Origin of the sequence: Metabacillus sp. cB07, assembly GCF_016839225.1 — a bacterium.
GTDB lineage: Bacteria > Bacillota > Bacilli > Bacillales > Bacillaceae > Bacillus_P > Bacillus_P indicus.
Map to the genome: position 1 here is coordinate 838,030 of NZ_CP069296.1, position 13,121 is coordinate 851,150.

A 13,121-nucleotide genomic window follows, 5' to 3' on the forward strand; every position below is an offset into this window, starting at 1 on the left:
TAGTAAGGAAAAACAGAAGCCGCATTTCAGAAGATGAGTTTCTCAAAACTTATGATTATATTGAAGGAATTTTCAGAAAAGAGAGGAATGTTATTAAAGGGCATACATAGAAGTCACACTTGTTTTGAAAACGCTTTCTATTATAAGGAGGAGTTTCCATGTATTCAACGATCGGCCGAGTGTTTGATTTAACTGCTGAAAAGTACCCTTCAAAAGAAGCCATTTACGATGTCCGCAGAGGCATCAGATGGAGCTATTCAGAATGGCAGAAGGAAGTAAACAAGCTTGCCAATGCATTCCTTGATGCCGGCGTGAAAAAAGGAGACAGAATTTCAACCTATCTTTTCAATACAATCGAGCTTGCCACGGCTTATTTTGCAAGTGCGAAGATCGGCGCTGTCATCAATCCGATCAACTTCAGGCTGAAGTCACAGGAAGTCGCCTATATTCTAAATGATGCCAAGCCTGCAATCGTCCTGTTTGAGCGTGCGCTGCAGCCGCAGATTGACGAGATTCATTCGCAGTTCAGCGAAATCTCCTTCTGGTTTATCGACAATGAAGCACCAACCTACGCAGTAAGTTATCACGAACAGGTAAAACACGGAGACAGCCGGCTTGAAGACATGCAGATAACCGAAAATGATCTGTATGCGATCATGTACACAAGCGGGACAACCGGCCGTCCAAAAGGAGTGCTTCACAGACATCGGGATATGATCGAGCAGAACCATGTGTGCATAGCCGCCAAAAGACTGACAAAGGATGACAGAGGCCTTGTTGCAGCACCGATGTTTCACTGTGCTGAGCTGCATTGCTGTTTCCTTCCGAGAGTCCAGGTTGGCGGAAGCAACGTGATTCTGCACCATTTTGAACCGGAGCTTGTGCTGCAGCTGATGGAAGAGGAGAAAATCACCGTTTTCTTCGGTGCGCCGACAATGTGGAATATGATGCTGCAGGAGAAAATCGAAAACTACGACTTGTCTTCACTGAGACTTGGACTTTACGGTGCAGCCCCGATGGCTCCCGCTCTTGTTAAACTCTGCAAGGAGAAGCTTGGAACAGATCTCATCCAGGCTTACGGCATGACGGAAATGGGACCTGCTGTCACCTTCCTTTCAGAGGATGAGCAGCTGACAAAGGTCGGGTCCGCGGGGAAAGTGTGCTTTGGCCATGAGCTTCGGATTGTAAAGCCAAATGAATCCGGCCCGTCAGAACCCGATGACATTCTGCCTCCAGGCGAGGTCGGCGAAATTATCGTCAAAGGACCGTGCGTGATGGCGGGGTATTTTAATATGCCTGAGGCGACCGAAAAGGCTCTTTATAAAGGCTGGTACCATTCGGGTGACCTTGGATTCCTCGATGGGGACGGTTTTCTTTTTGTAGCCGACAGGGTGGATGACATGATCATCAGCGGCGGAGAAAATGTGTATCCGCGGGAAGTGGAGGATGTTCTGTTCGAACATAAAGGAGTGCTCGATGCAGCCGTTCTCGGTGAACCGCACGAAAAATGGGGCGAGTGCGTGACCGCCTTCATTGTGAGAAAAGAAGCCGGATTAACAGAAGAAGAACTTGATGAGTTCTGCAGAACAAGTGATAAGCTCGCTCCGTATAAACGGCCGCGGAAGTATCATTTTGTGGATGCATTGCCGAGAAACGCAAGCGGAAAAATCCAGAAATTTTTATTAAGGGAAAAACTTGCTGAACAGCCAAGCGCATAAAACAGGGGGATGAACGAAATGGCAGCTTCGTATTTGCAGAAAGAACACCATATTTTCAGGGAATCGCTGAGAAAATTTTTACAGAAAGAAGCGGTCCCGTACTATGATGAGTGGGAAAAAGCGGGGATGATCCCAAGAGAATTATGGATCAAAATGGGGGAGCAGGGATTCCTGTGTCCATGGGCAGATGAAAAATACGGCGGATCAGGGGTTGATTTTTCCTATTCCGTCATTATTAACGAAGAGCTTGAAAAAGTGGGGTCAAGCTTTATCGGAGTGAGTCTTCACAATGACATTACCGTGCCATACTTCGAGTCGTACGGCTCAGAAGAGCTTAAAGACAGGTTCATGCCAACGTGCGTGACTGGAGAGACGATCACAGCCATCGCCATGACAGAGCCGGGGGCGGGCTCGGATCTGTCTGCTGTAAAAACAACCGCTATTAAACACGGAGACTATTATCTTTTAAACGGCGAAAAGACCTTTATTACAAACGGGATTTCATCTGACCTGGTGATTGTGGTCTGCAAGACAGACCCTAAGGCAGTGCCGGCGCATAAAGGGATCAGCCTGATTGTAGTGGAGAGGGACACTCCCGGCTTTAAAAGAGGGAGAAAGCTTGAAAAAGTCGGGCTTCATGCCCAGGACACAGCTGAACTTATTTTTGAAGACTGCAAAGTGCCTGCTGCGAATCTATTGGGTGAGGAAGGAATGGGCTTTTACTACTTAATGGAAAAGCTCCAGCAGGAACGCCTGCTTGTGGCAATCGGTGCGCAGACATCAGCAGAAAGAATGCTCAGCATCGCAAAAGACTACACAATGCAAAGAAAAGCGTTCGGCAAATCAATCAGCGACTTTCAGACCGTTCAGTTCAGGCTCGCTGAAATGGCAACTGAAATTGAAATCGGCCGGACATTTCTTGATTCGGTGATTGAAGATCATCTTGCAGGCAAAAATGCGGTCACGCGCGTTTCCATGGCCAAGTACTGGATTACCGACATGGCCAAAAAGACAGCCGCTGAAGTGATGCAGCTGCACGGGGGCTACGGCTACATGGAAGAGTACGAGATTGCAAGAAGGTTCAGGGACATACCTGTTTCTGCGATTTATGCAGGAACAAATGAAATTATGAAAACCATCATCGTTAAAAATATGGATCTTGCTTAAAAGGCAGAGGAGGAAGCTTCTATGAGCATACATAAAATTGCCGTCATCGGCTCCGGTCTGATGGGAAGCGGGATTGCCCAAGCATTTGCAGCAGCAGGTAAAACCGTTTATTTGTACGATCTTTCAGAGCAAGTGCTTGGAAAAGCACTTGCCGGCATTGAAAAGAGTCTCTCCCGTTTTGTGAAAGCAGGACACCTGACGGATGATGGGAAATCGCAGGCTCTGGCAAACATTGAAACTTATACGGTGCTTGCAGATGCCGTTAAACAGGCAGAGCTTGTTGTAGAAGCTGTTCCTGAAAATCTGGAGCTGAAAAAGAACATTTTTGCCGAGCTTGATGGATGTACCGCTCCAAATGTCATTCTGGCAACAAATACGTCTGAGCTCAGCGTCACAGCAATCGCTGCCGCAACAAAGAGGCCGGACAAAGTCATTGGCATGCACTGGTTCAATCCTGCTCCTGTCATGAAACTGATAGAGATTGTAAGAGGCGTTGATACGTCAGATGAAACAATTGAAGTCATCAGGGAGCTTTCTGCTGAAACGGGGAAAGAAACGGTGCTTGTCAAAGACGCTCAAGGGTTTGTCACGACAAGGGCTCTCTCTGCCCATATGCTCGAGTGCATCCGCATTTATGAGGAAGGAATTGCAAGTGCTGAGGACATTGACAAAGCAGTCAGACTCGGGCTGAATTATCCGATGGGGCCGCTTGAGCTTGCCGATCTAGTAGGACTTGATACGATGCTCTTTGTCAGCAACGGCATGGCAGATGCATACGGTGACCGGTTTCTTCCGCCGCAGCTGCTCAGAAAGCTCGTTGAAGCAGGGCATTACGGACGAAAAACCGGAAAAGGATTCTACACATACGGAGGGGAGAAAAAATGACTAGGGACGTCGTCATCGTTGAAGCCGTAAGAACCGCAGTGGGAAAAAGAAAAGGGGCTCTGCGCGAGACTCACCCTGTTCATCTTGCCGCAGCCGTGCTTGATGAAGTGGTGAAAAGAGCCGGCGTTTCAAAAGATCTGATTGAGGATGTCGTCATGGGCTGTGTCTCCCCAATTGCTGAACAGGGGTTCAACATCGGCAGGCTCGCTCTCCTTGATGCGGGATTCCCGGTCAGTGTGCCGGCCGTTCAAATTAACCGGATGTGCGGCTCCGGCCAGCAGGCCATCCATTTTGCATGTCAGGAAATCCGTTCTGGCGATATGGACATCGTCATTGCAGGAGGTGTGGAAAGCATGACAAAGGTGCCGATCTTAAGCGATGGAAATGAGCAGACCATTCCTGAGAGCCTCCATACTAAATATCATTTTGTCCATCAGGGAATTTCCGCTGAAATGATCGCAGAGAAACATGGGATTTCCCGGAGGGAGCTTGATGAATACGCATTAAGAAGTCATCAGCGGGCACTCGTCGCGATAGAAAAGGGACTCTTCCAATCTGAAATCGTCCCTATGAAAGGCCTGAATAAGGAAGGGGAAGAGACCAACTTCCATCAGGATGAAGGACCACGGGCGGACACGTCTCTTGAAGCACTTGCCGGCTTGAAAACAGTGTTTAAAGAGGATGGTGCTGTGACGGCCGGAAACGCAAGCCAGATGAGTGACGGGGCAGCTGCTGTTTTGCTTATGGAGGCTGAAAAAGCGAAAGAGCTTGGCCTGAAAGCAAAAGCAAGGATTGTGGCACAGGCAGTAGTCGGATCTGATCCGACCTACATGCTTGAAGGAGTAATTCCTGCTACGCAAAAAGTGCTTCAGAAAAGCGGATTAACTGTGAACGATATCGATCTTTTTGAAATCAATGAAGCGTTCGCGCCTGTTGTACTTGCATGGCAAAAGGAAATTGGAGCGGATCTTGATAAAGTGAACGTAAACGGCGGAGCCATCGCACTCGGACACCCTCTTGGCGCAACGGGCGCCAAACTGATGACGTCTCTGATTCAGGAGCTTCACAGAAGAGATGCAAGGTACGGGCTGCTGACGATCTGCATCGGTCACGGAATGGCAACCGCAACAATCATTGAGCGAATGTAAAGTTATCTGAAAATAATATCAATTCAGTCTGAAACGAGCTATAATAAAGTAGATGGGATTAAATATCAGCAAGGGGGATGAACATGGAAACAGTTACATACGGGGTGCACGGAAGATATGCAACAATTGAAATGAACAGACCGGAAGTTTTGAACGCGATGAACGGGCAAATGCTTGAAGAATTGCTGCAGGCGTTTAAACAGGCGGCAGAAAGTGAAGCAGATGTCGTCATTCTCTCCGGAAGCGGAAGAGGGTTTTCTGCCGGCGGAGATATTAAAACGATGCTGAACTCAATGGATAACGAAGGCTTTTCGCAGGTCATGGATCTGATTTCAGAGGTAGTCACCACATTTCATACCATGCCAAAAGTAACAATCAGCGCCATTCATGGGCCTGCAGCAGGACTCGGCTTCAGCCTTGCCCTTGCAGCTGATTACGTCGTTGCCCATTCAAGCGCGGTCCTTGCCATGAATTTCATCGGCATCGGCCTTGTTCCTGACGGCGGCGGACATTACTTTATGAAAAAACGACTTGGAGAAACAAAAGCCAAACACTTAATCTGGAGCGGCGAAAAGCTGACGGCAGACGCTGCCCTCAATCTTGGCCTTGTTGATCAGGTGACAGATGCGGATCTGCTTGATACAGTAAAGACGCTAGTAGGCGGCATGCTCCAAAGACCGGTCAAAGCAATGGTCGCTTCTAAAAACATTTATTCAGCTGTCGGCAAAGAGGAGCTGCAGCAGATTCTTACACTTGAAAAAGAAACGCAGTACAACATGCGCCAGTCTGAAGATCACAAAGAAGGCATCAAAGCCTTTCTTGAAAAAAGAAAACCCCAGTTTACGGGGAAGTAAAAGGCTTCAGCTGAATATCGGACACAAGTAAAAAATCGCTCATCATTTGAGCGATTTTTTATATTATCTTTCAAAAAGGATTAATTGTCCGCTTGCGGTTGTGCAGCGGTGTGTTTTTTTCAGCGCATCCTTTTCTTCAAGCTTCTGTGTGCCAATTTGCTTTGCTTCATGATCAGTGGCTGCTTCAAAGCTTTCATCCAATAGTTTTTCCCCGTCTTTGCCAAATGCCGTTAAGTAATACAAGCCCATATGATGGCCCCCTTTGCATGTGATTGATCAGGCTTCTCTTAAGGTATTCTCACTTTTTTCTTTTTTTCCTGCAATAGATGAAACATTTGTATGACACGATACGTACATAAACGGACAGGAGGAATCAGGATGACGTTAAAACTCGAAGGCATTACAAAAAAGTTCGGGACTCATACAGCTGTAAACGACTTGTCGCTTGCCATTCCGGAAAGTGAAATGTTCGGGCTTCTTGGAGCAAACGGCGCAGGCAAAACGACGACTTTCAGGATGATACTTGGCCTTTTAAATCCATCAGAGGGGCAGATTTCATGGGACGGAAAACCAATAGGCTATCATGCGAGCGATTCGATCGGATATTTGCCTGAAGAACGGGGATTGTATCCAAAAGTGAAAGTGCGGGATCAGCTGATTTACCTTGGACGGCTAAAAGGGATGAAAAAGCAGGAAGCTCTTTCCGAAATGGAAAAATGGCTTGAACGATTCAGGATTCCTGAATATGCAGGCAAAAAGGTAGAAGACCTGTCAAAAGGCAACCAGCAGAAAATTCAATTTATAACGGCTGTTCTTCACAGGCCAAAGCTATTGATCCTTGATGAACCGTTCAGCGGTCTGGATCCTGTTAATGTGGAGCTGCTGAAAGAAGCTGTTCTTGATCTGAAAAAACAGGGAACCTCCATCGTTTTCTCAAGCCACAGAATGGAGCATGTAGAGGAACTGTGCCAGCATCTGTGCATCCTTCACAGAGGAAAGCCAGTCGTTCACGGGAACCTGAAGGAAATCAAGCGGTCATTCGGCAAAAAGAATGTCATCATTCACGGTGATTTTGAGATGGATGACCTGCAGCATATGAAAGGCGTGACGAAGTTCAGACAGACGTCAGCAGGTGCAGAGCTTCAAATCACAGGAGAGGAAATATCGCAGGAAATTTTTTCATCCTTATCAGGCAGAGGCTTTGTCCGGAAATTTGAACTGGCAGAACCGTCCTTGAATGATATTTTCATTGAAAAGGCGGGTGCCGTCTATGAATAAGTTCTGGATCATTCTTTTTCATACGTATGTCAGCAAGCTAAAGACAAAATCCTTTTTAATCACAACAGGGATTATCCTCCTGCTGATTGTCGGACTCTCAAACGTGCAATCAGTCATTGATTTTTTTGACAAGGAAGATCAAGAGGCTGATAAGGTAGCTGTGATTGATCAGACTGAGAGCGATCAGTTATATGGCATTTTTGAACAGAATACGTCTGCCCTTGATAAAAATCTGGAACTTGAAAGAACGGATCAATCTGAGGATGAACTGAAAAAAGCCGTACTCGATGAAAAGATGGAAGGCTACTTCATTCTGACTCTTGATGGAAACGGTTTTCCGCAAGGTTCCTATTTTGCCAGAAGCATAGCGGACTCAAGCATTGCCGGCACCTTTGAACAGGCCCTGCAGCAGACGAAGCTTGCAGCGGGCACGGCAAACCTTGGCCTGGAGCAGGAGGACCTGAACCAGTTATTTTCACCAGTAGAGGTAAAAAGCACAGCGCTTTTAGATAACGCGAAATCAGAGGAAGAATTAAATCAGGCAAGAGGACTTGTCTATGTTCTTCTCTTCATTATTTATTTCGCCGTCATCCTGTATGCAAGCATGATTGCCATGGAGGTTGCGGTTGAAAAATCATCGAGAGTCATGGAAATTCTGATCAGCAGCGTCTCTCCGGTCAAGCAGATGTTTGCAAAGCTTTTCGGAATCGGGCTGCTCAGCCTGACTCAGTTTGGATTAATCATTCTGGTCGGCTATTTTTCAATGCGGGAAAGTCTTGAAAGCGGAGGACTTGCAGGCGGAGGCTTCTTGAGCTTCTCGGATATCCCGGCTGGAACACTTATATACGCAGTGATTTTCTTCTTGCTCGGCTATTTTCTTTTTGCCACCCTTGCTGCGTTTCTCGGATCACTCGTTACGAGAATTGAAGATGTTCAGCAAATGATTTCTCCGCTGACGTTCATCATTATGGCAGCCTTTTTCATCGCCATGTTCGGACTTGGCAATCCGGAGGCTGCATTTATCACCGTTACTTCATTTATCCCGCTTTTCTCGCCGATGATCATGTTCCTCAGAGTCGGCATGCTCGCGGTTCCTGTCTGGGAAGTGGCGCTGTCAATCGGACTGCTGATTGCCACAATCGCCGCTCTTGCCGTCATTGGTGCCAGAGTGTATAAAGGCGGAGTTCTGATGTACGGAAAATCATCCTCCTTTAAGGATATTAAAAAAGCGATGGAAATTGCGAAGGATTAATAAGGAAGGGAAACCAGAGCCGGATTGGCTCTGGTTTTTTTTTTTGTGGGCAGATCGAAAAACTCAGAGGTTGGTAAAACCTACCGAGCTTATAAGAACCATCAATTCAAAAAAACTTAGAGCTTGGTGGCACTTATCGGGCTTATAAGAACCATCAATCCAAAAAACTCAGAGCTTGGTGGCGCTTATCAGGCTTATAAGAACCATCAAGTCAAGAAAATCAGAGGTTTGTGGCACTTATCGGGCTTATAAGAACCATCAATCCAAAAAACTCAGAGCTTGGTGGCACTTATCGGGCTGATAAGAACAATCAAGTAAAGACTGACTCCCGGAGCTAAACGAGCGATTCCGCATTTCGTGGTGTCCAGCTGCGCCTCCCAGCCCTTCCGTCAGAACAAAATCCCCCGAAAAGTCAAACCCGGACTTTTCGGGTGATTTCTTTTCTGCCTGTCAGGGCTAAACGGTCGGCTCCGCTTTTCGGTGCAGAACGTGCATTCGCTTTTTCTTGATGGTACAATATAGAATAAGAGAAAAGTAAAGGAAGGTTCGAGATGAAGGGGATTCGATTTATTCATGCGGCTGATCTGCATGTGGACAGTCCTTTTTTGGGGATGCAGCAGATTGCAGGTCCGATTTTTGAGAGGCTTAAAGAGAGCACGTTTGCTGCTTTGGACCGTTTAATAAAAGTAGCGATTGAAGAAAATGTGGATTTTATGCTGATTGCCGGTGATTTGTACGACGGGGAGGACCGCAGCCTGAAAGCGCAGCTTAGGCTGAAGAAGGCATTTGAAAAGCTGGATGAATACGGTATTCCCGTTTACGTCATCCACGGAAATCATGATCATTTAAGCGGAAAATGGCTTGATTTAAGCTGGCCTGCAAATGTACATGTCTTTTCGGAAAAACAGGCTGAATGCAAGGTGTTTGAAAAGAATGGAACGATCGTTCATTTGTACGGGCGCAGCTATCCGGAGAGAGCTGTCTATGAAAACATGACTGCAGCTTTTGAAAAGCGGAATGGCGCAGATTTTCATATTGGCCTGCTGCATGGCTCTGTCAGCGGAAATACGGAGCATGATACGTATGCGCCGTTTACAGCAGGAGATCTGCTCCAGAAAGAATTCGACTACTGGGCGCTCGGGCATATACACAAGCGCATGTCTCTCCGGGAACAGAATCCTCCCATTCTTTATTCAGGCAATGTACAGGGCAGGAACCGAAAGGAGACAGGCGAAAAGGGCTGTTATCTCGTTTCCATGACGGAAGCGGAAACCTCCTATTCGTTTATGCCGCTTCACGATGTGAGGTGGGAGGAGCTTCAGTTTTCAGCAGACGGCAGCTTTCAGGAGATGCTGAACCGCCTGCATCAGGGCCTGGATGACATGAGAAGCAGCAGGGAACCGGTTGTTGTTACCGTACGGTTAACCGGTACAACTGATTTCTATCATGCCCTTCAAGACGAACCGGTCCTCTCTGACATGCTTGAACAGTGGAACGAAGAAGAAAGCGACAGAGAAAATTTTGTATGGATTTCGTCTGTTATCAATGAAACGATGCCAATTTCAAGCGCAGATACTCTGCAGCTTGATTCTCATTTTCTGAAAGACCTGACAGAGATGATCCGGGAATTTGATCAATTTGATGAGGCCCTGCAGCCGCTCAGACATCACCCGGTTTATAGAAAACACATACAGGATTTCGGGGCAGAGGAAAAAGAGCAGATCAAAAAAGAAGCAGAAACCCTGATTTTTCAGGAACTTTTCAAACATAGAAGATAGTGAGGCGGAGGAGCACTTGAAAATCATCCAACTGAACATATACGGATACGGACAGTTTCACCACACTGAAATCATGCTTGATTCTCCGTCTTTTCAAGTCATCTACGGTGAAAATGAAGCGGGGAAATCAACCATCATGTCATTTATACAGAGCATACTATTTGGCTTTCCCCAAAAAGTGCAGCAGGAAAAGAGATATGAGCCTAAGCATGTTAATGCATATGGGGGATCGCTTGTGGCAGAGACGGTCCAGCACGGGCGGGTGAAAATTGAGAGGCTGCCGGGAAAAGCAGGCAGCGGTGTCACGGTTTATTTTGAAAATGGCGAAACGGGAGGCGCAGATGTTCTTCAACAGCTGCTGTCCTATTTTGATAAAACGGTGTTTCAGTCCATTTACTCTTTTGATATTCATGGGATTCAGCAGGTAAGCAAAGTCGGTGCCGAAGACTTAGGCAAATTTTTATTATCATCAGGCCTGCTTGGTACGGACGCTGTTTTGCAGACAGAACTGAGCCTTTCAAAAAAACAGGAGCAGCTGTTTAAGCCAAATGGCAAAAAACCTGAAATCAATGCAGCGCTTGTTGCCCTTAAAGACATCCACACCGAAGTGATGAAGGCAAAACAGCACCTTGAGCCCTACAGTGACCTGTTAAATGAAAAAGAAGCAGCAGAACATTCATTAAGGGAGATCACGGAGAGAAAAAGAGAGCTTGAAGCAGATGCGAAAAGATTTGGCGAAATCGTTGAAGCCCTTCCGCTTTTTCATGAAGAAGCTGCCCTCAAAAATGAACTGGACAGAGCGCAGAGTCATTTTCCTTCCAATGGCCTGAAGCGCATGGAAGAGCTTGAAGGAAGAGAATCTCCCCTCAGGTCTGAATATATAGCACTGAAAACCATCATCCGCGAACAAACAGAGGCTATCGAACAAGTGCCGGATGATGAGCGTATTCTCGAGTATAAAGAAGAAATCGAACGGCTGCGCGGAGAGTATTCTGCCTGGGAAATGAAGCGTGCTCAGTATGGCCAGACCAGGACGAAACTAGAAGAAACTGAAAGCAGAATACATGAGGAGAAAAAACGGCTGTTTTCCCATGAAATCGACAACCGCACCATTCTTGATTTAAACACAGGTGCAGCAGTGAAAGAAGAAATCAGAGAAATTGTAGGCAAACATCAGCACCTGCAGCAGAAGAAACAACTTCTTGATCAGCAGTTTGAACGGGTGAAGGAAAACCTTGAAGAAAGTGAAAGCAGATTGTCTGACTATGCCGAAGGAATGCTTGAGGAAGAAGAAAGAAGGCAGCTTGAGGAACGGGTCCGGGACCTTGAAGACGTGCAGCGGGCAAGTCTTGACAAGAAAAAACTAAGAGAAGAGCACCGCGCGGTACAAACGGATATTCAAAAGCAAAACGAGGCTGTGAAAAAAAAGAACAGCCGGCTGAAAGGGCTGGGCGCGTTTTTTGCTCTTATCATCCTTCTTTGCACGGGCTGGCTGCTCTCTGAAGAACTTTGGCTGATTGCGGCTGTGCTCTTAAGCCTTGGCCTTGCAGGTTTCTTCATTTTAATGAAAAACAGCAAATCCGATACGTCTTTCTTAGAGCATCTAGAGAAAAAAGAGAAGGAATTAAAAGAGCAGCTAGATGCGGCGGACCATGACTCTGATAGCACCGCAGATATGGAAACGGCAAAGGGAATGCTGTGGAAGGATGAACAAATCAGGCGCTCATACGAACTTGAAGAAGTGGTTTTTAAGCAGAGTGAGCGCGCTTATGACCGTACGGTGTCCAGTTTTGATGACTGGGAAAAGGAATACTATACTGCTGATCAGCAGGCACGGCTCGCGTTTGAAGCCCTTCATATGAACAGCTCCTTTTCGCCTCTCGCCCTCCCTGACCTCCTGCAGTCTGCTGCAAATCTGCAGAAAGATATTCTGGCATTCAGACAGGCAGAAAAGAAAGCAGCAGAGCTTTCAGCTGATCTCACGGCTTATGAAAAAAAGGTCGCTTCCTTGGCACAGTCCTTTGAGATCGAGGGTACTGCTTGCAGCAGCCTTCTTGACGGCCTTTTAAAAGCATTGAAGGATTCTGAAGAAAATAAGCGGCTCCGGGAAACGGCTGCTGCAAAAAGAGCAGAAGCGGAAGATAAGCTTAAGAAGATTGAGGCCGAGATCAGTCTGCTCGAGGAGAAAAAGAAAGAACTTTTATCACTTGCCGACGCCGGTGATACAGAAGAGTTTTGGAAAAGAGCGAAAGAGGCAGAGCATTTGGCTGCTGTTAAACAGAAAGCATCCTGGATTCAGCAGCAGCTGAAGACAAAGCAGCACCTGCTGGCACATGAACCTCTCGATTTTTCAAAGGACTATACAGCAGAAAAGGCCAGGTGTGAGCAGGAGCTTATTGCTGCAGCAGACACAGAGAACCAGCTTAAAAAGAAGCTTGCTGAGCTGACAGTACACATTAAAAGCATGGAAGAATCAGGAGTGTATTCGGATTTAAAACAAAAGGCCGCGCTTCAAAAAGAAGAAGTGAAGCAGCTTGCCCGTCAATGGGCGGTTCTTGCTGCTGCCAGACATATGCTGAACCAGACGGTAGAGTACAGCCGGTCTGTCAGGATGCCAAGCTTACTCCAGCAGGCCGAATCTTTCTTCAGCAGGCTGACGAATGAACGGTATGTGAAAGTTTTTCTCCCTGAAAATGAACAAACCATCACAGTCGAACGAAAAGATGGAACCCGATTTGCAGCGCACGAACTTTCCCAGGCAACAGCAGAGCAGCTCTATATTGGGATCCGGCTGGCGCTCTCATGCCATATCAGTACTTCAGAAGCGATGCCGCTGCTGATTGATGATGGGTTTGTGAATTTTGACAGGGAACGGACAGGCAGGGTGATGGACCTGCTCAGAGAGCTGTCTGAACACCATCAAATTCTATTTTTCACCTGTCAGGAACATTTGTTAAAGCTGTTTCATGAAAGCGAAATTCTGGACCTGGAAAAGAAGAAGAGGGCTGCGGGCCTGTCTCCTCATTCCTGACGCACGGTTT

The 13,121-nt window shown here is 46.8% G+C and carries 10 protein-coding genes; 9 read left to right on the forward strand and 1 reads right to left on the reverse strand.

Annotation, left to right across the window (positions count from 1 at the left end; all coding sequences use genetic code 11):
* The first annotated feature begins 158 nt into the window (after positions 1-158).
* The 5 genes from JOJ89_RS04275 (at position 159) to JOJ89_RS04295 (ending at position 5,772) form a co-directional block, all read left to right on the forward strand.
* Positions 159-1,718, forward strand: coding sequence for a fatty acid--CoA ligase (locus JOJ89_RS04275; protein ID WP_203289672.1), 1,560 nt, complete (start codon positions 159-161; stop codon positions 1,716-1,718).
* Between the two features lie 18 nt (positions 1,719-1,736).
* Positions 1,737-2,885, forward strand: a complete 1,149-nt coding sequence (locus JOJ89_RS04280; protein ID WP_203289673.1) for an acyl-CoA dehydrogenase family protein — start codon at positions 1,737-1,739, stop codon at positions 2,883-2,885.
* A 21-nt stretch (positions 2,886-2,906) separates the two neighbouring features.
* Entirely contained in the window at positions 2,907-3,770 is an 864-nt protein-coding gene (locus JOJ89_RS04285; RefSeq protein ID WP_203289674.1) for a 3-hydroxyacyl-CoA dehydrogenase family protein, read from the forward strand.
* Positions 3,767-4,918: a thiolase family protein gene (locus JOJ89_RS04290; RefSeq protein ID WP_203289675.1), complete on the forward strand. Its 1,152-nt coding sequence runs from the start codon at positions 3,767-3,769 to the stop codon at positions 4,916-4,918. Before JOJ89_RS04285 ends, JOJ89_RS04290 begins: the two co-directional genes overlap by 4 nt.
* 77 nt (positions 4,919-4,995) lie before the next feature.
* A complete protein-coding gene (locus tag JOJ89_RS04295; protein ID WP_029283665.1) occupies positions 4,996-5,772 on the forward strand; it encodes an enoyl-CoA hydratase in 777 nt (258 codons plus the stop codon).
* Between the two features lie 63 nt (positions 5,773-5,835).
* On the opposite strand, the gene JOJ89_RS04300 is transcribed toward JOJ89_RS04295, so the two are convergent.
* The gene (locus tag JOJ89_RS04300) at positions 5,836-6,021 is read right to left on the reverse strand and encodes a YhzD family protein (RefSeq protein ID WP_029283667.1); all 186 of its coding nucleotides are present in this window, start codon (positions 6,019-6,021) and stop codon (positions 5,836-5,838) included.
* Between the two features lie 129 nt (positions 6,022-6,150).
* On the opposite strand from JOJ89_RS04300, the gene JOJ89_RS04305 reads away from it, so the two are divergent.
* The 4 genes from JOJ89_RS04305 to JOJ89_RS04320 all read left to right on the forward strand — a co-directional run bounded on the left by JOJ89_RS04305 (position 6,151) and on the right by JOJ89_RS04320 (position 13,111).
* Positions 6,151-7,050, forward strand: coding sequence for an ABC transporter ATP-binding protein (locus tag JOJ89_RS04305; protein ID WP_203289676.1), 900 nt, complete (start codon positions 6,151-6,153; stop codon positions 7,048-7,050).
* Positions 7,043-8,302, forward strand: a complete 1,260-nt coding sequence (locus tag JOJ89_RS04310) for an ABC transporter permease (RefSeq protein WP_203289677.1) — start codon at positions 7,043-7,045, stop codon at positions 8,300-8,302. The genes JOJ89_RS04305 and JOJ89_RS04310 overlap by 8 nt, the downstream gene beginning before the upstream one ends.
* Before the next feature lie 551 nt (positions 8,303-8,853).
* Positions 8,854-10,080, forward strand: a complete 1,227-nt coding sequence (locus JOJ89_RS04315; RefSeq protein ID WP_203289678.1) for a metallophosphoesterase family protein — start codon at positions 8,854-8,856, stop codon at positions 10,078-10,080.
* 16 nt (positions 10,081-10,096) lie between these two features.
* Positions 10,097-13,111, forward strand: coding sequence for an ATP-binding protein (locus JOJ89_RS04320; RefSeq protein WP_203289679.1), 3,015 nt, complete (start codon positions 10,097-10,099; stop codon positions 13,109-13,111).
* The last annotated feature ends 10 nt before the right edge of the window (positions 13,112-13,121 follow it).

Excerpts from the sequence above, each read along its gene's own strand:
- JOJ89_RS04275 (WP_203289672.1), top strand. The coding sequence starts at position 159 with ATGTATTCAACGATCGGCCGAGTGTTTGATTTAACTGCTGAAAAGTAC.
- JOJ89_RS04280 (WP_203289673.1), top strand. The coding sequence starts at position 1,737 with ATGGCAGCTTCGTATTTGCAGAAAGAACACCATATTTTCAGGGAATCG.
- JOJ89_RS04285 (WP_203289674.1), top strand. The coding sequence starts at position 2,907 with ATGAGCATACATAAAATTGCCGTCATCGGCTCCGGTCTGATGGGAAGC.
- JOJ89_RS04290 (WP_203289675.1), top strand. The coding sequence starts at position 3,767 with ATGACTAGGGACGTCGTCATCGTTGAAGCCGTAAGAACCGCAGTGGGA.
- JOJ89_RS04295 (WP_029283665.1), top strand. The coding sequence starts at position 4,996 with ATGAACATGGAAACAGTTACATACGGGGTGCACGGAAGATATGCAACA.
- JOJ89_RS04300 (WP_029283667.1), bottom strand. The coding sequence starts at position 6,021 with ATGGGCTTGTATTACTTAACGGCATTTGGCAAAGACGGGGAAAAACTA.
- JOJ89_RS04305 (WP_203289676.1), top strand. The coding sequence starts at position 6,151 with ATGACGTTAAAACTCGAAGGCATTACAAAAAAGTTCGGGACTCATACA.
- JOJ89_RS04310 (WP_203289677.1), top strand. The coding sequence starts at position 7,043 with ATGAATAAGTTCTGGATCATTCTTTTTCATACGTATGTCAGCAAGCTA.
- JOJ89_RS04315 (WP_203289678.1), top strand. The coding sequence starts at position 8,854 with ATGAAGGGGATTCGATTTATTCATGCGGCTGATCTGCATGTGGACAGT.